17 protein-coding genes are annotated in these 21,759 nt (G+C 59.5%); 1 reads left to right on the top strand and 16 read right to left on the bottom strand.

The genetic code is table 11. The annotated features are described in order from the left end of the window. Positions 1-42 precede the first annotated feature (42 nt). The 16 genes from MKZ79_RS12290 to nnr form a co-directional block, all read right to left on the bottom strand. The gene (locus tag MKZ79_RS12290; RefSeq protein ID WP_336142582.1) at positions 43-243 is read right to left on the bottom strand and encodes a DUF2065 domain-containing protein; all 201 of its coding nucleotides are present in this window, start codon (positions 241-243) and stop codon (positions 43-45) included. Between the two features lie 86 nt (positions 244-329). Beyond that, a complete protein-coding gene (locus tag MKZ79_RS12285) occupies positions 330-1,610 on the bottom strand; it encodes an alginate export family protein (protein ID WP_336142580.1) in 1,281 nt (426 codons plus the stop codon). Further along, complete coding sequence (locus MKZ79_RS12280; protein ID WP_336142578.1) at positions 1,610-3,892, bottom strand: phosphotransferase family protein; 2,283 nt, start codon at positions 3,890-3,892, stop codon at positions 1,610-1,612. Before MKZ79_RS12280 ends, MKZ79_RS12285 begins: the two co-directional genes overlap by 1 nt. After that, positions 3,879-5,699 (bottom strand): ABC transporter ATP-binding protein, encoded by a 1,821-nt coding sequence (locus MKZ79_RS12275; protein WP_336142577.1) that lies wholly within the window; start codon positions 5,697-5,699, stop codon positions 3,879-3,881. The genes MKZ79_RS12280 and MKZ79_RS12275 overlap by 14 nt, the downstream gene beginning before the upstream one ends. Further along, a complete protein-coding gene (locus tag MKZ79_RS12270) occupies positions 5,699-6,862 on the bottom strand; it encodes a glycosyltransferase family 4 protein (protein ID WP_336142575.1) in 1,164 nt (387 codons plus the stop codon). Before MKZ79_RS12270 ends, MKZ79_RS12275 begins: the two co-directional genes overlap by 1 nt. Before the next feature lie 31 nt (positions 6,863-6,893). Next, positions 6,894-8,099, bottom strand: a complete 1,206-nt coding sequence (locus tag MKZ79_RS12265) for a glycosyltransferase family 4 protein (protein WP_336142574.1) — start codon at positions 8,097-8,099, stop codon at positions 6,894-6,896. Continuing rightward, complete coding sequence (locus MKZ79_RS12260; RefSeq protein WP_336142572.1) at positions 8,090-9,283, bottom strand: glycosyltransferase family protein; 1,194 nt, start codon at positions 9,281-9,283, stop codon at positions 8,090-8,092. The genes MKZ79_RS12265 and MKZ79_RS12260 overlap by 10 nt, the downstream gene beginning before the upstream one ends. 319 nt (positions 9,284-9,602) lie before the next feature. Further along, positions 9,603-10,607, bottom strand: a complete 1,005-nt coding sequence (gene hflC / locus MKZ79_RS12255; RefSeq protein ID WP_336142568.1) for a protease modulator HflC — start codon at positions 10,605-10,607, stop codon at positions 9,603-9,605. Positions 10,608-10,609: 2 nt separating this feature from the next. Beyond that, positions 10,610-11,842 carry an FtsH protease activity modulator HflK gene (gene hflK / locus MKZ79_RS12250; protein ID WP_336142566.1) on the bottom strand — a complete coding sequence of 411 codons (1,233 nt, stop codon included), beginning with the start codon at positions 11,840-11,842 and terminating at the stop codon, positions 10,610-10,612. A gap of 62 nt (positions 11,843-11,904) precedes the next feature. Beyond that, complete coding sequence (hflX, locus tag MKZ79_RS12245) at positions 11,905-13,185, bottom strand: ribosome rescue GTPase HflX (protein WP_336142565.1); 1,281 nt, start codon at positions 13,183-13,185, stop codon at positions 11,905-11,907. A gap of 185 nt (positions 13,186-13,370) precedes the next feature. Continuing rightward, complete coding sequence (hfq, locus tag MKZ79_RS12240) at positions 13,371-13,682, bottom strand: RNA chaperone Hfq (RefSeq protein WP_336142562.1); 312 nt, start codon at positions 13,680-13,682, stop codon at positions 13,371-13,373. A 100-nt stretch (positions 13,683-13,782) separates the two neighbouring features. Then, the gene (gene miaA / locus MKZ79_RS12235) at positions 13,783-14,733 is read right to left on the bottom strand and encodes a tRNA (adenosine(37)-N6)-dimethylallyltransferase MiaA (protein ID WP_336142561.1); all 951 of its coding nucleotides are present in this window, start codon (positions 14,731-14,733) and stop codon (positions 13,783-13,785) included. Continuing rightward, the gene (gene mutL / locus MKZ79_RS12230) at positions 14,726-16,669 is read right to left on the bottom strand and encodes a DNA mismatch repair endonuclease MutL (protein WP_336142560.1); all 1,944 of its coding nucleotides are present in this window, start codon (positions 16,667-16,669) and stop codon (positions 14,726-14,728) included. The genes miaA and mutL overlap by 8 nt, the downstream gene beginning before the upstream one ends. Before the next feature lie 13 nt (positions 16,670-16,682). After that, positions 16,683-18,314, bottom strand: coding sequence for an N-acetylmuramoyl-L-alanine amidase AmiB (gene amiB, locus MKZ79_RS12225; protein ID WP_336142558.1), 1,632 nt, complete (start codon positions 18,312-18,314; stop codon positions 16,683-16,685). Next, complete coding sequence (gene tsaE / locus MKZ79_RS12220; protein WP_336142555.1) at positions 18,311-18,778, bottom strand: tRNA (adenosine(37)-N6)-threonylcarbamoyltransferase complex ATPase subunit type 1 TsaE; 468 nt, start codon at positions 18,776-18,778, stop codon at positions 18,311-18,313. The genes amiB and tsaE overlap by 4 nt, the downstream gene beginning before the upstream one ends. Further along, positions 18,775-20,298, bottom strand: coding sequence for a bifunctional ADP-dependent NAD(P)H-hydrate dehydratase/NAD(P)H-hydrate epimerase (gene nnr, locus MKZ79_RS12215; protein WP_336142553.1), 1,524 nt, complete (start codon positions 20,296-20,298; stop codon positions 18,775-18,777). The genes tsaE and nnr overlap by 4 nt, the downstream gene beginning before the upstream one ends. Here nnr and queG point away from each other — a divergent pair. Further along, positions 20,297-21,436, top strand: a complete 1,140-nt coding sequence (gene queG / locus MKZ79_RS12210) for a tRNA epoxyqueuosine(34) reductase QueG (RefSeq protein WP_336142551.1) — start codon at positions 20,297-20,299, stop codon at positions 21,434-21,436. The two genes, nnr and queG, sit on opposite strands and share 2 nt — an antisense overlap. Positions 21,437-21,759: the final 323 nt, after the last annotated feature.

The following is a 21,759-nucleotide window of genomic DNA, read 5'->3' as shown; positions in this document are numbered from 1 at the left end:
CCCCGTCGCGCGGGCCGACCGCGACGGGCGCTTTTTCGTCCGTCAGCGACCGCCGTGTACGCTGACCATATACCAAATCACCACGCCAGCCACCACCAGACCGCCGCCGAAACGCCGCAGCAGTCGGTCAGGCGTCTGCGCCATCGTCAGCACGAAACGCCGCCAGATGCGCGGCAGCAGCATCGGGCCAATTCCTTCTAAAATCAGCACTAACGCCAGTGCCAGCCACACAGTTGCATTCATAAATAACTATCCGGGAAAAAGAGCCGTAGTATGCCACGGCTTTTTACCGGGTTGACCGGGAAAATGAAAGAATTCATGTTCAGCCGTTAAAATCGCACCTCTGCTTTCAGCCACCACGAACTGGCGCTGCTGGCGCGCGCGCTGCGACGTCCGGAACCCGAATAAAAACGCGAGGATGGAGCAAACCAGGCGGCGCTGGCCTCGAGCTTCACGTGCGGGTTGATTCGCCAACCCGCCACGATATCCAACGCCGATCCCAGCGTTTTGGTGGTCAGGCGATCGTATTTCGGATCCAGTTCCGTGCTGTTTTTTACCAGCGCCGCCAGCCGATGCTGGCGATAGTAGTGGTAAATAAAATCAAGCGAAGTCTGACTGGTCGGGCTGATGCCGATACCTGCGGTAAAAATATGCATATTGCTCAGTTCGGGATCGAGCGTATCGCCATAGAGCTTGTATTTGGTTTCGCCGCCGAGCCAGGTTTCATTTCCCTGCTGTCCGGTCTGGCGATAACGTCGAGAGACGCCGTCGCCGCTGTCGTCGTCACCGCTGCCCCAGGCGTAGCCCAGCGTCAGTCGTGGACGCAGCGGCAGCGGCTGATACGTCCAGGTGACGCCGCTATCCAGCGCGTAGCCGCGCAATTTCTGCTCATCTTTTTGCCCCCGCACCGCGCCGATATCCAGCCAGTGGCTGAAGGCCTGCCGCGGCGGAGAATAAGAGCGCAGACCAACATTGAGCTGACGCCCGCTTTCCGTCGCGCGGTTGTATTGCCAGAAGGCGTAGCCGCCGATGCGCCAGTAGTCATCCATTTTGTAGCGTGAGAACAGCATCAGCAGATTGGTTTTATCGCCGCGCGTGTCGCTATCCAGCAGATTGCGCTGCCAGTAGTTGATGCGGCCGGCGCCCACTTCTGTTTTCAGCCTGTCGCCGAAGCGCGCGTAAACGCCATCCACGTTTTCATCGATCAGCCATTCACGCTCATCACGCAGCAGCCAGCGCCCCAGCCGCAGATCGGTGTCCGGCAATAAGGATTCGTCAAAACGCAGCCAAAGCTGATTGAAGTTCAGCGTGTCCGTAGTAGTGGGCGCGCTGCCCGTCTGACGCTTTCTTTTTTGAATAAACTCCAGCTCGCTGAAAAAAGAAATCGGCTCGCCCTTAAAACCGCGAACGTTCAGCCGCAGAGTCGGCTCGGTCTGAATTTTGTTGCTGCGATCCTCGCCATAGCGAAGCTTGCTGTTCTTTAACTCTTTCGCTTCATAAATCGCCCGCAGATGAAAAGTTATCGGCCCTTCGGGCGTTGGCGGCTCCGCCCGACCGGCCAGCGAGAACACACAGAGCAGACAACAGAGGGATGCGCCGCGCGTCTTCATCAGCGCGTCTCCCATTCAGGCAGACGTTTCAGGCGGCGTTCGCACAGGCTCAGCAGCGCTTCCGTGGTGTGATGGCGTCCCGGAAACAGCAGGCTGATTGCGATATGACGCGCCAGCGCCAGCGTGGTAAAGATGCTGAGATTGGCGATATCGGCGTCTGTCGACGCCGCCAGCCAGGCATCCACAAAAGCGTCTTCATGAGCGACCAGCGCATCGGGAGCGCCATAGTCGCGCAGCGCCTGCTCGCGAAGATGGGCAACGTAGTTGCCCGCATCCAGAGACGGCGGCCCAATCGCCGCGAGATCGAAATCCAGCACGGCAAGCTGACCCGATCGCGCGGACGCCAGCAGCAGCTGAGCCGGATAAAAATCGCGATGCAGCAACCAGCTGGCTGAAGGCGTCAGCGTGGAGGCCAGCTGTACGCAGGCCCGGCTGACGCTGGCGATCCTCTCCGCCCAGGCTGGTCGTGCGGCGGCAGCCTGCGTCAGCTGCTGCCGCAGCATCGCCAGTTCATCATCGACCGTCCAGCTTTTGCCCGCCACGGCGCGCAGCGCGGCGCGGCTGTGCTGCAGCCTGGCCAGCGCCCTGCCAACAAGCGCGCCGGTCGCCGCCAGCCGATTGTCGCCCGCAATCAGCGTCTCCGTAACGCGCTGGCCCGCAACCTGCCGCTGCAGCCAGAGTTTTTTCTCCGCAAGCGCGGCCAGCGGTTCAGGCACGATAACCTCGCTGTCGCCGCGAAAACCGTCGTGCCACAGCGCCTGCTGGACATTAAAGCCGTGCGGATCGAATCCTTTCTGCCGGTACTTACCAATAACCCTCAGGTCGTCCGGCGCTGACCGCCAGCGATACGCCAGCACCGCGCGGCGGCCGGGCTTGCTGGTAAGCAGCGTCGCTTCCGCCAGCGTGGCCGATGCAGGCAAGCTCAGCGCCTGACGCAGCGGCTCCGCCATGCGATCGCTGTTCAACAACCCGGACAGCGCCGCCGTGAACCTGTCTTCCACCGACGGCTCGCTTTGCGCCATCAGCTGTTCGACGCGCTGCAGCAGCAAAATAATCTGCTGCGGCCACTCCGTGGCGCGCTTGCGGAAAGGTTCGGCGGCCAGCTGCAGCAGCGCCAGCGCCGTAAAATCGGCAAGCGATAAAGGAAGCTCGCCGCGCTGCCGCCGATAGCCCGCATGAAGCGCGGCGATGGCCCGGCTGGCCTGTAAAGGCGTCAGGGTTTTTTCAATCACCTGCAGCTCCAGCCTGGCCTGAAAGGTCGCCAGATCGGCTGCGGGATCGCCGGCTCTGCCCCTGTCCCAGTCAATAAGCTGTAGCCGGTTATCCGCCGCGCGCCTGACAACCTGATCGAAAGTGAAATCGCCGTGACTCGCTACGCTTTGCAGCGGATGATTCGCCAGCTTTTGCTGCAGCCTGTGCAGCAGCCCGGTAAACAAAACAACCCGATCGGGAATAACGGCGCGCAGTGTGTTCAGTACCTGTCCGGCTTCCTCAATGCCGCTTCGCGGCGGCGCTTCGGGCAGCGTCAGTTTCAGACGATGCACGTCTGCCAGCCGGCGTCCCAGTTGATAAACATCCTGTTCCGGCAGGCTGCCGCCCTGCTCCGGACAGAGCGTGTGGCCCTCAACCCAGCGCACGATCAGCAACCGAAGTTTGGGCAGCGTCGCCAGCAGCGCGATCTCGCCGGTGGCGTGACCCAGCTGGTTGCCCGTCAGCATCGCCGCAAAGCGTTCCGCGCTGGCAAAGCGCAGCGTGGCCCAGGGTTTGCCGTCGCAGCTCAGCAGCGCCAGCAGCCGACGCTCCGGCTTGTAGCGCAGAATCTTCAGCTCAAGGTGCGCCTCTTGCGCTATCTCCGGCAGCCAGCGACGCAGCTGTGCATCACGCTCTGGCGAAGCGTTAAGCAAAGAGAGGCAAAGTTCCCGATCGTGCTGCGGATAGCTCAGGATGATCCCCAGCGCCGGGATCGCCAGCGGCGCGAAGGGATCTTTTTCGATCACCAGCTTTTGCCGTTTGGGATGGCGCCAGGAAACCTCAAACCGCGCCAGCGTCAGCGCTTTGGCGGCAAGATGGCATCGCTGCCCGTCGGCCAGCTTCAGGATCAGCGTGGCGACGCAGCTGGTGCCGGGTTTATAGCGTAGATAGTCGATGCTGAGCGAGCGCAGCCCGGCAAAAGGCGGTAAAGCGCGCAGCTTTTCCGTAAGAAGGTCATGATCAAGCAGCGCCGCCAGTCCCGGCAGATCGCGATCTCGCTGCGCCAGCTCGACGTCTTTATCCTGTAGCATAAGATACGTCCCTGTTGTTGCTTTGCTGTAGCGCCCAAAGCTGGGCGTAGCGTCCCTGGCTGACCAGCAGCGCCTTATGCGTTCCCTGCTCCACGATCTCGCCCTCTTCCATCACGAGGATCCGCTGCGCCCGCGCGGCGAAAGAGAGATTGTGCGTCACGATAATCGTGGTGCGATCGGCCATGAGTTGCAGCAGCGCGTCGATCAGCAGATGTTCGCTTTCGCTGTCCAGTCCGGTGCCCGGCTCATCCAACAGCAGTACCGGGCTTCGCCTGATGGCGGCGCGCGCGATGGCGATGCGCTGTCGCTGGCCGCCGGAAAGCGAATTGCCTCTTTCGCTGAGCACGGTGTCGTAACCCTGCGGCAGCCGCATGATGAAATCGTGCGCTCGCGCCAGCCTGGCCGCGGCGTAAACCTGTTCGTCCGTGACCTCATGCAGCGCCGCCATCGCGATATTTTCCCGTACGCTCAGGCCGAACAGCAGGCTGTCCTGCGGCACATAGCTGATGTTTTCCCGCACGCTTTTAATCGTGCAGTGCCGCAGATCCTGACCGTCGAGCAGGATGCGGCCCGCCTGCGGATCGTACAGCCGCAGCAGCAGGCTGAGCAGCGTGGACTTGCCGGTGCCGGAAGGCCCGACGATAGCCAGCGACTCGCCGGGGCTAAGGTGAAAGCTGACGTGGCGCAGCGTGCCGCGCGCTTTCGGGCCGCGATAGCTGAAGCAGAGGTTTTCGCAGCAGATCTCGCCGCGCACGAGGCTTAATGTTCGCGCGTCGGGGCGATCGGTGATCTCAGGCTGCACATCCATCAGGCCGGTGATGCGTTCGCCCGCCGCCAGCGCCTTCGACAGGCGACCCGCATATTTGGCGTATTCGCGTACCGGCCGGAACGAATTTTTAAGGTAGGAGACGAATATCAGCAGATCGCCCGGCGACATGCGGCTTTTTAACACTTCGCTCGCGCCGTAATAGAGCACTATCGCGGTGGCGAAAGCGATAATCAGATCGACCTTGCGCTCCAGCCCGGCCAGCAGGCGGCGGGAGCGAACGTTCTGCTGCAGGCTTTTCCCGTCGTCGGCGGCGAAACTGCTGGCCGCGACCGGCTCCAGCGACAGCGCCTGTACCACGCCAATGGCGCCGAGGAACTCGGCGGCGCTGGCGGCCAGCGCGCCTTCCCGCTTGCGCTGATCGCGGCTGACCTTATGCACCTTTTCGCTGGTGCTGCGGGTGCTGAACAGCAGCAACGGCATCAGCAGCAGCGACAGCAGCGTCAGCTCCCAGTTGATATAGAGCATCATGCTGAACATGCCGGTCAGGATCAGGATATTGGCCAGCATCGGCACCATCGCCGTGATAATCGCCTCACGCAGCATTCCGATATCGTTAATCAGCCGGGTAGTGAGATCGCCGGTCTTCGCCTGCCGGTGAAAGCTCAGCGACAGGCTCTGCAGATGATGAAACAGCGCCAGACGCAGCATACTGATGATCCGGCTGCCGGCGATCGCAAGACCAATAGTGCTCAGATAGCTCAGCCCGGCCTTAACGGCAGCAATCAGGATCACGCTGGCGGCGCAGAGCAGCAGCAGCTTCTCCACGCTGAGCTGCGCTACCAGGCTATCCAGCTTGCCTTCGACCGGCACGGTATGCTGCGTCAGCAGATCGTCGATAATAAACGCCAGCGGCCACGGCTCCAGCAGGCGCGTGCCCGTCGCCAGCAGCAGGAAAAGCAGCGAGCGCAGGATCAGGCCGCGCTGCTGGCGCAGCCAGGGAGAAAAGCGGGAAGCGACCCGCAGCCACGGCAGGCGCATTACGGCGCGCTCCCCGACGGCTGGAACGCTATCCGCAGGATCTCCCTCGCCACTCGATCCCAGCTGTGATGCTCGGCCACAAAGCGGCGGGCAGCCTCGCCCAGGCGCCTGCGCAGCTGTGGCTCATCCACCAGCTGACGCAGCGAGGCGCACAGCGCCAGCGGATCGTCCGGCGGCACCAGCAGCCCTGTTACGCCGTGGTTGATGACCTCGGACAGGTGGCCGACGCGCGTAGCGACTACCGGCAGCTGCGCCGCCATATATTCATAGATTTTCAGCGGTGAAAAATAGAAGTCCGCCAGCTGCGGATAGGGCGCGACGGCAATATCCATTCTGCTCAGCCAGTCCGGCACCGTGGCCGGATCGACGGCGCCGGCAAAAGCGACGCCGGAGATCGATCTGGACTGCACCATTTTCTGCAATTTCTGCCGCTGCGGCCCGTCGCCGACGATCAGCAGCCAGACGTCCGGCCTTTGCAGCTGCAGCAGCGCAAAAGCCTCCACCAGGGTTTCCACGCCGTGCCAGGGTTTTAACGTACCCACAAAACCGATAGTGACCGCGTCCTGCGCCTCGCCCGGCTGCGGCGCGGGCGCAGGCATAAAACGCAGCGGATCGACGCCGTTGGCGATAACGTGAATGCGTTCAGCGGAACCGGTAAAACCGGTCAGCCACTTTTTCACGCCCGGCGATACCGCAATCACGGCCGTGGCGCTGGCAAGCAGCTTTTTCAACACCCCGACAGCCTGGCGCTCCGCCACCAGCTCGCGGTAGCGCCTTTGTTCCTCAATCAGCGGCGCATTGACTTCCAGTATCGTACGCCAGCCCTGCCGATGCGCATACACCAGACCGGCGAAGCTCCACAGCGAGTAGCGCTCATAGACCAGATCGAACGGCCCTTCCGCCTGCAGCGCCTGCTCCAGTTGCGCGTTGGCGGCCAGCGCCGCTTCCGCGCGCACCCGCGCGTCACCGGCCGGCAGCGGTTCCAGCGCGACCAGTTTGACCTTTTGCAGATCCTCCGGCGGCGTAGCGAGACGGCGGGCGAAAAGTACAATCTCCGCGCCCTCTCTCAACAGCGCGCGCAGGACTTCCTGAATATGAACGGAGGCGCCTTTGCAACCAAAAACGGGGATCCCGCCATCTGCACAGATGAAGGCAATTCGCATGGGTGAAAAATCCTTTTTTGAAACGCAGAACTCATTTCTGCTTCAGAGTAAATATTTCGCGCAGTCTGCCGCTGTTACGATCGGCATCGTAATCGCGAACGATCGTTTTACGCGCCTGCCGCGCCAGCTTTTCCCGCAGATCCTGGCCGCTCAGCAACATCGCCATCGCCTCGGCCAGTTCGCTGTCGCTGCCGGGCGTGACGCACAGGCCGGTTTGTCCATTGATGACCAGCTCGGGAATGCCTGCGACCTGAGTTGAGATCACCGGCGTGCCCAGCGCCATCGCTTCCACCAGCACGGTTGGCAGGCCGTCGCGATCGCCATCTTCGCTAATCACGCAGGGCGCGACCACCATCGCGCTCTCCTGAATAATGGCTGCCACTTCCTGACGCGGCAGTATCCCGGTAAAGGTCACTTTTTCCTGTAGCTCACCGGCAATGACCGCGGCCTCCAGCGCTTCCCGCTCCGACCCGTCGCCGATCAGCGTACAGCGAAACGGAATCGCTTTGGCCTGTAGCCGCGCCAGCGCGGCAATCAATACGCGAAACCCCTTTTTGGCCACCAGACGTCCAACGCCCAGAATATGCGCCGGACGCCTGTGCGGCGAGAGCCAGGGAAACTGGCGCAAATCCAGCCCGTTATAAAGCCGACTCACTTTTCGCCGATCGCCGCCGTAGCGTTCGCACAGCCAGGCGAGATTATAATCGGACACGGTTACCACATGGCTGGCTTCCCGGATTTTACGGGCCAGCTGGATATCCGTTTCATAGCGGTAATAGATATCTTTCGCATGGGCGGTAAAGCTCCAGCTGACCTCGCTGAACTTCGCGGCCAGGCGCGCCACCGTAGCGGCCTGGGTACCGAAGTGTGCATGCAAATGCTGAAGCTGACGCTGCCGAACCTCCAGCGCCAGCCCGATGGCCTGCGCCAGTTCATGCACGTTCTGCTCCCGCTCTTCTTCCAGCCGCGCCGCAAAATTCGGCAGCGCTTTCATGCCCTCGTTCACCAGGTTCCAGAACTGCTCGACGTTGCGCTGCTTATCCGTCATGCGAATCACCGGCGCTTTGACCGCGCCGATATCGGGCTGAAAATGCGACTCCATCACCGGCCCCAGCGCGAAGATAGCAAGGCTGAGCCCGGCACGTTCGTGCGCCAGAATCTCGTTGACGATAAAGGTTTCTGAAAAACGCGGGTAGCGCTTCAGCACGTAGCCGACGCGTAACGAATTCAATGCCATGAAATGCTCTCCCTGACCCTTGCCTGACCGACCGCCTCTCTGACGCTGGCGGCAACCTGTTCCAGGCCGTCGAAACTGAGCTTCTCACGGGGATCGCTAAAGTGCCTCGGCTGCGCGAGCCAGTCGCTGAGCCGCTGCGGCGTCAGGCTGTCAGGATGCAGGACGTCGACCAGTCCCATGTCAGCCAGCCTGCTCGCCCTAATCCACTGTTCCTGACGAGGCGAAACGCGCGGGACGATCAGCGCCGTTTTATGAAAAGTCAGAATTTCCGTCAGCGTGTTGTAGCCGCCCATCGCGACCACGCGGCTGGCGTTGCGCAGCAGCTTAAGCGGCTCCGCCACGAACTCCACGATGCGCTTTTCCGGGAAAATGGCGGCAAGCCGCTTAAGTTGCAGCCGCTGCGCCTCCGGCATCATCGATCCGGTTACCAGCATACCGCTCATGCCGGCGGGCAGCCTGGCGCTGATAAAACTCTCTGCCAGGCGAAACCCATCCTGACCGCCGCCCACGACGCAAAGCGCATAGGGCTGAGCTACTGGCGCGACGGCGTCATTATCGTGCGGCGTTTGCAGTCGGCGCGTTGCGTCAAGATAGCCGGTGAAGCGCATTTTGTTTTTAACCACGGCATCGAAACCGTACTCTTCGCCTGAATCATAAAGTCTTTTGTCGCCATAGACCCAGATAGCGGAATAGAACTCGCCAATAGCCGCGCTGTTATCCTGCTTTAGCCACTGCTGTCTTACCGCCTCAGGCTCGTCCAGAATATCGCGCAGCCCCAGCACCAGATGCGTTTTCCTTGCGGCCAGCAGCGGCAGGCTGAGGTCGAGTTCGCGCATGGCGCCTCGTGGAACGTTGTCCACAATCATAATATCGGGAGAGAAGGCGTTGATCGCCGCATAAATTATTTGCGCACGCAGTTTGACCAGCGGTTTAATCTTTTTGCCCAGCGCCCGGGGACGATATTTTCCCTCGGCGGTTTTGTACCATGAAGGTAATATCAGGCTGTCTGCGCCGGGCGGCAGCGTAAATGCGCCAGCCTCGCGCACCCCGGAAATAAGTAAGATTTCCGCCTCAGGGCAGGCTGCCGTTATTGACTGGCTGAGCAACATATTCCGGCGAATATGACCGAATCCCATCGTGTCATGGGAATAAAAAACACAGCGTGTTTTTCTGGAGGAATCCATTTCCATTTATCCTGTTATTAGCGCCACTTCCTGTTGAGTTAACCCGTTTATTTAATCCATAAAAGCGGTCAACAGAATGAAAATGGCGCAGAGGCGATCCATCATGCTTAATTTATTAACAGAATTAACTGTTTCCTGAATTAAGAAAAAAAGGCTACACAAAGCCAAAGCGGACGTCAACGCAAAGAAATAAAATGCGGAATAATCACATTTTAGGGCGGATGCTCATTAAAAAACAGGCGATGTAAATCAGAACTAACCGACAAATAACCATAAAAAAAGCCGGGAAACTTTCCCGGCTTCTGAGTAAAAACAGCGGTTAGCGCGTGGCTTTCGAAGGCGACTGCATAAAGCGGAAGAAGTCGCTGTCCGGGCTGAGCACCATCACGTCCTGACTGCTGTTAAAGCTGCTGTCATAGGCGCGCAGGCTGCGGATAAAGGCATAGAAGTCCGGATCCTGGCTGAAAGCGTCGGCAAACAGCTTCGCGGCTTCCGCATCGCCTTCACCGCGCGTCATCAGCGCGGTACGCTGCGCTTCCGCCAGCGTGCGGGTAACTTCATAATCCGCCGCCGCGCGCAGTTTTTCCGCCTCTTCCTGGCCCTGTGAACGCTGGCTACGGGCAACGGCTTCACGCTCGGCGCGCATACGGTTATAGATGGCATCGGAGACTTCGGTCGGCAGGTTAATCTGCTTGATGCGCACATCCACGACCTGAATCCCCAGCGCGGCCATACTGTTCGGGTTCACCGCAGGCTCTTTGCTGCTGGTTTCGCGCTCTACCCTGGCCGCTGCGGAAGCGATAGCGTCGTCTGCCGCAGGCGTGGCGATTTCGTCATCCTGGCCGGCGCTGCCGGTATTCAGGGCGTCGCGCACGTCGGTAGTCAGACGTCCACGCGAATCGGTCACGATATCCTTCACGTCCAGGCGACCGATTTCGGAGCGCAGACGGTCGCTGAATTTACGCTTCAGCAGCACTTCCGCCTGGGAAACGTCGCCGCCGCCGGTAGCCAGATAGTAGCGGCTAAAGTCGCTGATGCGCCATTTGATATAGGAGTCCACGATCAGATCTTTCTTCTCTTTGGTAACGAAGCGATCGGCCTGGTTATCCATCGTCTGCAGGCGCGCGTCCAGCGTCTTAACCGACTCCAGGAACGGCACCTTGAAGTGCAGACCCGGCTCGTAAACCAGCGGTTTATTTTCGTCGTCGCGCAGAACCTTGCCAAAGCGCATCACAATGCCGCGCTGGCCTTCCTGCACCACAAACAGCGACGCGTAAAGCGCCACCAGCACCACAATTAGTACCACGATTAATGGCTTACGCATCCTTAATCTCTCCCTTCGCGCTGGGTGTCGTTACGCTGAGCATTCACCCGACGCTGATCCATAATGCTGTCCGGGCTGAACGACGAGCCGTTGCTGGCGCGCGTGTTGTTGCCCGAGGCTGGCGGCAGACGCAGCAGGTTGCCGCTCTCCTGACCCGCCGACGGCGCGGCGCTCTGGCCCCGCATCAGCTGATCCAGCGGCAGCACCATCAGATTGTTGCCTTTGTCGTTAACCAGCACCTTACGGGTATGGCTGAGCACGCGCTCCATCGTTTCGATATAGAGGCGTTCGCGAGTAATTTCCGGCGCGGCTTTATATTCCGGCAGCAGCTTGGCGAAACGAGCCACTTCACCCTGCGCTTCCAGCACGATACGGGTTTTGTAAGCGCGCGCTTCTTCCAGAATACGCTGCGCCTGACCGTTGGCACGCGGCTGTACCTCATTGGCGTAGGCTTCCGCTTCACGCACGTACTGCTCACGGTTTTCGCGAGCGGCAATAGCGTCATCAAAAGCTGCTTTCACCTCTTCCGGCGGACGAGCGGCCTGGAAGTTGACGTCCAGCAGCGTGATGCCCATATCGTACGGGCGAATCGTCTCTTCCAGCTCGCGCTGGGTATCGCTACGCACCACGGTACGGCCTTCGGTCAGAATGCGATCCATGGTGGAGCGCCCAATGACGCCGCGCAGCGCGCTGTCCGTTGCCTGACGCAGACTGTCGTCCGCGCTGGTGACCGCAAACAGATAGCGTTCCGGATTGGTGACGCGATACTGGACGTTCATCTCGACGCGTACCACGTTCTCATCGGAGGTCAGCATGGTGCCAGACGCGGCCAGTTCGCGTACCGCCTCAACGTTAACGGCGCGAACCTGATCGATAAAGGTCGGTTTCCAGTTCAGGCCCGGCTCCACCAAATGGCTGAATTTACCAAAGCGTGTCACCACGCCGCGTTCCGCTTCTTTGATCGTATAGAAACCGCTGCCCGCCCAGATAACCACGGCGGCGACCGCGACAATCCCAATCAGGCGGCCGCCGCGACCCGTAGTCGGCTGGCCGTTGCCGTTACCGCTACCGCCAAAGCCGCCAAGCTTTTTGCTCAGCTTGCGGAAAATATCATCCAAATCAGGAGGCCCTTTATCGCGCCCTCCTTTGTTTCCCCCGGAGTTGCCGCCTTGATTATTGCTGCTCCCCCACGGGTCGCGGTCCTGTCCGTTATTCCCGGGCTGATTCCACGCCATGTTTCTGCTCCATTTATTGTGTATGCGGTGTTATCCCAGAGCCGGGATACGCGAGTCGGGCGTTAAACAATATAATCCACCAGCTCCGGCTCCTGTTTACACAGGCGGCGCCAGTCAACGATGGGCATGCGCACCTGTAGCCCTACGCTGCCGTCATCTTCATTCCACTCTTTCTCTATCGCCTGCAACTGATAAAAACGACTGCGCAGCCGCCCCGCTTCCGGCGGCAGCCGCAAATCATACTGCGCAATCTCGCCTGCCAGCCGCTCGGTAAGCGCCTGGAACAGCAAGGGAATGCCTTCGCCCGTTTGCGCGGAAAGCCAGACACGTACGGGCAGGTTCTCTTCGTTGCGATCGATGCGCGGCTCGAAACCTTCCAGCGCATCTATCTTATTCATTATTTGCAGTGTGGGAATCTCGTTGGCTTCGATCTCTTCCAACACTTCTTCAACGGCTTCGATGTTTTCATCCACGCGCAGATCGGCGGCGTCGATGACGTGTAGCAGCAGCGTAGCCTGGCGCGTCTCCTGCAGCGTCGCCTTAAAGGCGGCGACCAGGTCGTGCGGCAGATGGCGGATAAACCCTACGGTATCCGCCAGCACTACTTCGCCCACGTCCGCCACGTCCAGCCGACGCAGCGTGGGATCCAGCGTCGCGAACAGCTGGTTGGCGACGTAAACTTCGGCGGAAGTGATGCGGTTAAACAGCGTGGATTTGCCGGCGTTGGTATAGCCGACCAGCGACAGCGTGGGCACATCGGCCTTGTTGCGCGCCTGACGTCCCTGCTCGCGCTGTTTTTCCACTCTCTCCAGGCGAGAAAGAATAAGCGTAATGCGGTTGCGCAGCAGACGTCGGTCGGTCTCCAGCTGCGTTTCGCCAGGCCCACGCAGACCGATGCCGCCTTTCTGGCGTTCAAGGTGGGTCCAGCCGCGCACCAGTCGCGTGGCGAGATGGCGCAGCTGGGCCAGCTCAACCTGCAGCTTACCTTCATGGGTGCGCGCGCGCTGGGCGAAGATATCCAGAATCAGGCCGGTACGATCGATCACGCGGCACTGGCACAGCGCCTCGAGGTTGCGCTCCTGCGCCGGACTCAGGGCGTGATCGAACAGCACAAAAGAGGCACCGCTGGCTTTAACCGCCTCGGCTATCTCTGTGGCTTTACCTTCGCCAACGAAATATTTCGGATGTGGCGCCTTGCGGCTGCCGGTAACTACGCGTAATGCTTCGACACCAGCGGAAGAGACAAGAGTTTCAAACTCCTGTAGATCTTCCATATCTCTGTCCTGGGAGAAATAGATGTGTACCAGTACGGCCTGCTCACCGGCATCATAACGGTCAAACAAACTTGAAACCTCTCAGAAACCTTGTTGAACCTGCTTTACGATGGCCATACTGCTTAAAATCAGGTGCGAAACGCACGATTGCGCCACAGGTTTATGGCGCGGTGCCCGTTTCGCTTTAACGTCGTCTAAGCGCGGGTCGGCATGTCATTGCCAGGACGGGCTGACCCGTCCTGAAAGAAAAGCGATTACTCTGCGTCGTCACTTTCCTGCTGAGGCTGCGATGAAGCCCCCTGATTGTTGCCACCGTGATGATAGTTGCTGCTTCCGCCACCCGTGTTGTTGCTATGATGGGAGACCGGACGGGACGGAACAACGGTAGAGATAGCGTGCTTGTAAACCATCTGGCTGACCGTGTTTTTCAGTAAAATTACAAATTGGTCAAATGATTCAATCTGACCCTGCAGTTTAATGCCATTCACCAAATAAATCGAAACCGGAACACGTTCGCGACGCAGTGCGTTCAAGAACGGATCTTGCAATGATTGCCCCTTAGCCATTCTATCTTTTCCTTATATGCTTGTTGTTTACTACTTAAGAGCCTGCGCTCTGAAATACTGCGTAAAAATTTGCGCACGATAACGCACCAATTGTACACAATCACCCGGCCTTCGCACTAATAACCTGTAATACGTTCGCCAGCGCCGCCTCGGGTTGTTCGCTATCCAGCCAGTGAACATCCTTCCAGCCGCGCAGCCAGGTTATCTGGCGCTTGGCCAACTGCCGCGTCGCGCAAATTCCCCGATAAACCATTTCATCGTAATCGATCTCGCCCTGCAGATATGACCACATCTGGCGATAACCGACACAACGAATGGAAGGCATGTCCGTATGCAAATCACCTCGTGCAAAAAGTGCCCGAGCCTCCGCTTCAAAGCCTGACGCCAACATCTGCTGAAAGCGCAGCGCGATACGCTGATGAATCAGTTCGCGCTCCCGCGGGGCGATCGCGAACTGCACGACCTCGTACGGCAACGCTTCGCCAGCGGTTTTCGTCAGTTCTGTTAAAGTTTTACCTGAAATAAAAAAAACTTCCAGTGCTCGCGAGAGTCTCTGGGGATCATTCGGATGAATACGATTCCCGGCAACGGGATCTATTTCACATAATTGACGGTGAAGCGCTTCCCAGCCCTCTTCACTCGCCCTTTGCTCTATACGCTGGCGCACCTCGGGATCGGCCGGGGGCAGCGGCGATAATCCTTCCAGCAACGCCTTGTAATAGAGCATGGTGCCACCAACAAGCAGCGGAATCCTTCCGCTTTGGGTAATCTCCGCCATTTCCGCCAGCGCATCGCGACGGAACTCCGCCGCCGAGTAGGCTTCCGCGGGATCGCGAATGTCCAGCAAACGATGGGGCGCAAGCCGCAGCTCCTCTGCCGAGGGCTTGGCGGTGCCGATATCCATGCCGCGATAAATCAGGGCGGAATCAACGCTAATCAGCTCAACCGGCAGCTGCTGACGCAGGGCAATCGCCAGCGCCGTCTTGCCGGAGGCCGTAGGCCCCATCAAAAATATAGCCTTAGGCCGGCCAGCCGTGGATAAGTCACTCATGCTTCAGGGCATTCATCGCCAGTTCAGTCTCAACGTACTGTAATAATCCGGAAGGCGGCGCTTTAATCAGCTGCGGACAGAGCCTTTCGACTTCGGCCAGCAGCGCAATCGCCTGCGAGTGATTCCAGTGCGGACGATCGGTTACGGCATGACGCGCTAACCATTGCGCTACCTGCGTAACAGAGACCTCCGGCTGTTCGGCAAGATAGCCTAACAGTTCTGGAATCAAGATTTGTAAATTTTGTTGGCGCAATGGTAAAGGTACGGCGCGCAGCGTGATGTGCTGCCCTTCCGCTTCCAGTTCTACGCCCATTCTTTTTAATAAAGCCGCATGATGGCCCGACGCTTCGCGTTCGGGTTTCGCGACTTTCATTCTGACCGGAATCAGCAGCGGCTGCGGTTTCAGCCCCTCTTCGCCCGGCGCCAGCTGCGCCTGTTTCAGCCAGCGCTCGGCGACGCACAGCGAAATCAACGCCAGACGCTCGCGGGATTCCACCAGCGCGAATTCATTGTGCAACACGGTAAGCACGCGGCCGAAACTTTCGCTATGGGCACTGAGCGAAGCTTCAGTGCCAGCTTGCTCGCGAGACGGTTTTTTCTCTGTCGGGCGCGGCTGAGCTTCCTGCGCGGCAGGCAGATCGGGCGTTTGCAGCAGCTGACGATAAAGCTCGCCCTCTTTTTTCTGGTAGCCCGGCTCCTGATGTTGCCAGCTGCCTGATTTCTGCTGCCCCGATTCCCGCTGCTGCCAGCCGCTTGATTTCTGCTGGCCGGGTTCCTGATATCGTCCGCTCGCCGTTTTTTCGCCGCTGCTCTCTCTGCCGCCGCCAGCGCTTCTGCCCGGCGCGGGCGCGGAAAAATGGTTGCCGCCAGCGGCCTGGCGGTTCTCTGGCTGCCAGCGTGCGGCTGGCTCTTCTGCGGCGATGCCCGGCAGCGTTTCGCCGCCGGTTTCCTGCAGCACGCTAATCACGCCCTGATAGATAAAGTCGTGCACCAGCCGCGACTGATGGAAACGAACCTCATGCTTGGCGGGATGCACGTTAACATCCACCTGATGCGGATCTATGGTCAGATAGAGCACATAGGCCGGCTGATGATCGCCCAGCTTGTCCTGATAGGCCTGGCGGATCGCATGATTGATCAGGCGATCGCGCATCATACGTCCGTTGACATAGCAATACTGCAGCTCGGTGACGGCGCGCGAGCCGGCCGGATCCGCCACCCAGCCCTGCAGTGCAAGATCGCCATGTTGCCACTCGATCGCCAGCGCGTGGCTAAGGAAAGCGGTGCCGCAGATAGCGCCTAGACGGCGCTCGCGCTGTTTGCTGTCGCTGACGCCGCGATACTGGCGAATCAGCTTGCCGTTGTGGGTCAGGGAGAAAGCCACGTCAAATCTTGCCAGCGCAATACGGCGGATCACTTCATCAATATGCGCAAACTCGGTTTTCTCCGTGCGCATAAATTTACGGCGGGCCGGCGTGTTATAGAAGAGATCCAACACTTCCAGCGTGGTGCCGACCGGATGCGCGGCGGGTTTGATGGTGACGTCCATATCGCGCCCTTCCGCGTAGGCCTGCCAGGCTTCAGCCTGGTCAGCGGTGCGCGAGGTCAACGTCAGGCGGGAAACGGAGCTGATACTGGCCAGCGCCTCGCCGCGAAAGCCCATTGTCATAATGGCTTCCAGATCGTCGAGGGTGGTGATTTTACTGGTCGCATGGCGAGCCAGCGCCATCGCCAGCTCCGCTTTGTTGATGCCGCAGCCGTTATCGCGAATGCGGATCAGTTTGGCGCCGCCCTTGTCTATCTCGATATCTATCCTTGTCGCGCCAGCATCCAGGCTGTTCTCCACCAGTTCCTTCACCACCGACGCCGGACGCTCCACCACTTCGCCTGCGGCGATCTGGTTGGCAAGCTGCGGCGGCAGTACCTGAATCGGCATAAAAAATCCTTGTCTACGAGGTTGGAATAGTTAACGTCTGTCCCAGCATAACATTCTGCGTTTTCATGTTATTAGCCTGCTGTATGGCTTTTGGGCTGACGCCGTAATGCGCGGCGATAGCGGTCAGCGAGTCGCCGCGAACCACCTTGTGCCGCTGCGGTCGGTTAGCGCTGACGCTCGCGCCCGAAGCAGGAACCTTCAGTCGCTGCCCGACCCAGACCACATCCTTTTTCAACGTATTCATCGAACGCAGCGTCGCCATACTTACGCCATAGTGGGCGGCGATGCCGGAAAGCGTTTCGCCTCTTTTTACCACATGGCGCGTCACCGCGCCGGTATAACGCGTGCCGGTCGGCGCCGGGTTAGGCTGCACATCAACCGCCGTTGCGGACTGCAACGGTCGGTTTTCCTCCTTTGGGACGGATTGCAGCGGGTGCGCCAGGAAGTAGTTGCGCAGGCCTTTATAAATCGCCTCGGCAATCTTCTGCTGGTAAGCGCTACTGCCGAGCAGTCGCTCCTCCGAAGGGTTACTGATAAAGCCGGTTTCCACCAGCAGTGACGGAATATCCGGCGAGCGCAATACGCCCAGGCTGGCATGTTCCGGACGGCGTTTATGCAGCGATCCGACGCGCTGCAGCTGCGCGATAACTTTTACGGCGACGTCATAGCCAACGCGCTGCGAGTGGCCGAACTGCAGATCGAGCACCGCCTGGCTGAGATAGGGATCGGCCTGGCTGTTGGCCAACAGATCGCCCGCGCCGCCCAGCAGCTCCGACTGTTTCTCATGCTGCTCCAGCCAGCCGGCCATTTCGCTGTTGGCGCGACGGTTGGAAAGCACCCAAACGGAAGCGCCGGAAGCGCTGCGGTTCGGCGCGGCGTCCGCGTGGATTGACACCAGCAGATTGGCGTTCTGTTTACGCGCCACGTCCGAACGGCCCATCACGGAAATAAAGTAGTCGCCGTCGCGGGTCATTACCCCTTTGAACATTGGGTCGCTATTCAGCAGCGCCTTGAGCTTGCGCGCGATGGCGATAGTGACGTTTTTCTCTTTCAGCCCGTTTGCGCCGATGGCGCCCGGATCCTGGCCGCCGTGTCCCGCGTCTATCGCGACGATAATCGCTTCGTCAGCGGCGCGGACTGCTTTGCCCGGCACCGCCACTTCGTTACCGTTGCTCACCGCCGTCACGGTATTGCCTTTAAACGGGTTTTCCGCCGGCGCCGAACGCGTAGCGCTGCTGACGGCCGGAGCGGATCGCTGCGCCGGTCGACTGCCGTTAATAGTAAAGACGACATTGTAATCATTGCCGTTACGCTGAGTGACGGCGCGCGTTTTTCCCGGCTGCGTCAGCTCAAAGACCAGCCGGATGCTCTGCTTATCTTTCGGCGTGCTGGCGCGAATACGCTTCACCATGTTGTCGCCGCTGAAGTTCAGCGGCAGTCCCTTTATCACGCCGCTCTGACGGATATCCAGCACCACGCGCTCAGGGTTATGCAGCGGAAAGAAGCCATAAACCGGCTGGCCGCTGAAGCTCAGCGTGACCGTAGCCCTGTCGCTACCATTCGAAACCTGTATATCCGATAAATTAGCGGCCAGAGTGGAAAACGTACTCAGTAAAACAGCCAGCAGTAAACCCAGCTTCCTCATTGTCCACTCTTCTCCATACGGGCCAGCATTGTCTCACCCGCTGGCGAGCAGGCCTCAAGCTCCGCCTGGCGGGCATCGCCCTGGTAGCTGAGCCAGAGTCGGATATCCGGCTCTGGCAAAAAGCCTGCGCCCTGCTGCGGCCACTCCACCAGGCAAAGGCTGTCGCCACTGAAATAGTCGCGGATCCCCATAAACTCCAGCTCTTCGGGATCGGCCAGCCGATAGAGATCGAAGTGATAAACCCGGCGATCCGGCAAAACGTAAGGTTCCACCAGCGTGTAGGTCGGGCTTTTCACGTTGCCCTGGTGCCCCAGCGCCTGTAAAAAACCGCGGCTGAAAGTGGTTTTCCCCGCGCCCAAATCGCCATACAAATAGAGGGTTGCCGCGCCGTGACAGGCGCGGGCCAGGCTAGCTCCCAGTGCGAGAGTGGCAGCCTCGTCGGACAGTGCGATTACGGTCTTCATTCTTTTCTGTTCAGGATCTCTGGGTTAACAAACAGGTGCAGCTCGGAAAACAGATCGGTCGCCAACATGCCGCGCGTGCCAAGCCGTTGCGATACGGCTTCCGCCGCCGCGCCGTGAGCCACGCAGCCAGCGCAGGCTGCATCATACAGCGAGAGCTTTTGGCCTGCCAAACTGCCGATGATGCCGGAAAGCACGTCACCCATGCCGCCGGTCGCCATGCCGGCATTACCGACGTCGGCAAAGGCGATCTCGCCCGTTTCACTGGCGATAAGCGTACCGGCGCCTTTCAGGACAACCACGCCGCCATAGCGTTTAACCAGGTTGCGGGCAGCAAGTAAGCGGTCACTTTCTACTTCGCTGGTTTTGATGTTCAGCAGCCGGGCCGCTTCGCCCGGATGAGGCGTAATAACGCGATTTTGACGTTTATCGCCCGCGATTGCCAGCAGGTTAAGCGCGTCGGCGTCCCAAAGCATCGGTTTGGCGGATTTTTTCACTTTTTCCAGCGCCTCTTTCCCCCAGTCGCGCTGGCCAAGGCCCGGCCCAATCACCACCACATCGGCCCACTCCAGCGCTTCCTCAATCGCCTGCGCGCTAAGCTCTTGCACCATTAGTTCGGGCCGCGCCGTCAGCAGCGGCGAAAGATTATCTTTGTGAGTGAGTACTCGCACAAGACCTGCTCCGGCGCGCAGCGCAGCTTCGCCCGTCATGCGGATAGCGCCAGCCGTGCCGTGATCGCCACCGATAATCACCAGTTTGCCGTGATCGCCCTTATGCGATGTCGGCTTGCGCGGCGGCAGCCAGCGCGCCAGTGCGGAAGCGTCGTAACGGGCCATCGGCGCCGTTTGTCCGGCCAGCCAGGCATCAAGGCTGAGCGCGTGAAAATGCAGCTGGCCTACGTGATCGCGCGCTTTGCCGGTCAGCAAGCCCGGTTTCAGCGCGATAAAAGTCAAAGTGTGAACGGCGTTAATCACCGCGCCTGGCGTCGTACCGTTAGCCGCCACTAACCCTGAAGGAATATCCACGGCGAATATCGGCGCGCTCGCCGTGTTAGCCTTCTCGATTAAGCGTGCATAATGTTCGCCGGGCGCGCGATTCAGTCCCGTGCCCAGCAGCGCGTCTACGATAAGGTCAATCTGTTCAGGCCAGGGCGCTGCCGGCCCATGAATTTCACCCCCGGCGCTCAGCCAGGCTTCCTGCGCCTGCTGTGCCTCTTCCGGCAGCGGCTTTGCGCCTTCACAGGCGATTAGCGTTACGCTCAGCCCGGCAGACTTAGCGAGACGAGCGACGATATAACCGTCGCCGCCGTTGTTGCCATGACCGCACAGGATCAACCAGTGCTGCCTGTCCGGCCAGAGCGTGCGTATTTTGGTAAAAGCCGCCTCGCCCGCTCGCTGCATCAGCTCAAACAGCGTGATCCCCAAGGCGTCCGCGCCTTCGCGCTCCAGTTGCGCTATCGTCTCTACAGGCCAGACGGAATAGGGTAAACTGGTCGGGTTATTTAGCTGGTTCAGGTTACTCATGTCGCATCCTCTCGATCTTTCTCAATTCGCCCTTGAAATCAAACAATGGGGGCTGGAGCTCGGCTTTCAGCAGGTCGGCATCTGCGATACCGATCTTAGTCTGGAAGAGCCGCGTCTGCAGGCCTGGCTGGACAAACAATATCATGGCGAAATGGACTGGATGGCCCGACACGGCATGATGCGCGCCCGTCCACACGAACTGCTGCCCGGCACGCTGCGCGTGATCAGCGTGCGTATGAACTATCTTCCTGCTAAAGCGGCTTTCGCCAGTACTCTGAAAAATCCACAGTTGGGTTATGTCAGCCGCTACGCGCTGGGGCGTGATTACCACAAAGTATTGCGTAATCGCCTGAAAAAGCTCGGCGATCGTATTCGGGCGCGCTGCGAAGAGGCGGAGTTTCGTCCCTTTGTCGATTCCGCGCCGCTGCTGGAAAGGCCGCTGGCGGCCAAAGCCGGTCTGGGCTGGACAGGAAAACATTCGCTGATTTTAAATCGCGAAGCCGGCTCATGGTTTTTTCTGGGCGAGCTGCTAATCAACCTGCCTTTACCGGTTGATCAACCGCAGCAGGAGCAGTGCGGCCGCTGCGTCGCCTGTCTGACCACCTGCCCGACCGGCGCCATCGTCGAACCTTACGTCGTGGACGCCAGACGCTGCATCTCCTATCTGACTATCGAACTGGAAGGCGCCATCCCGGAAGCGTTCAGGCCGCTAATCGGCAACCGGATTTACGGCTGCGACGACTGCCAGCTGATCTGTCCGTGGAACCGCTACGGTCAGCTAACGGATGAGGAGGATTTCAGCCCGCGCGCGGTGCTGCACGCGCCGCCGTTAACCGAGCTTTTCGCCTGGGACGAAGCGAAATTTTTGCGCGTGACGGAAGGCTCCGCGATCAGGCGTATCGGTCATCTGCGCTGGCTGCGCAATATCGCGGTGGCGCTGGGCAATGCGCCCTGGACGCCGGAAAACGTATTGTCGCTGCAGAGCCGTCTGGGCGAAAACGCCATGCTGGACGAACATATTGAGTGGGCGCTGGCTCGCCAGTTGGCAAGGCGCGCGGAAAACGCTGTCGAGGTACAGAGCGGGCAGCAAAAACGGCTGGTGCGCGTTATCGAAAAGGGTTTGCCGCGCGATGCATAAATGACCGCGCAGGGGTAATCCGCCGAAGAGATCGGTTTTCCACATCCTGTGCATAAAAATAAAAAGCCGTTGACATTCAACTGCCACAGAAAGCGCAAGCGATCGATGTAGCAATTTGAAATATTATTATGACGTGTTAAATCAATACGTTACTCAACCCGCACGGCGGTTTTTCTTTTTTCCTGCCGGTCCTGGCGCAGCGATAACCTGTGGATAACTCTGTTGAAGATGTTCTCCGAACGCGAGAAAAAAGCGAAACGGAGCCGGAGCAGCTTTGTGGATAACTTATAAGGAAGTTCTGCCTGAAGCGGAAAATCGGTACT

The sequence above is a fragment of the Erwinia sp. CGal63 genome, assembly GCF_037026505.1.
Taxonomy (GTDB): Bacteria; Pseudomonadota; Gammaproteobacteria; order Enterobacterales; family Enterobacteriaceae; genus Erwinia.
This window is presented reverse-complemented; position numbering and strand designations above follow the sequence as displayed.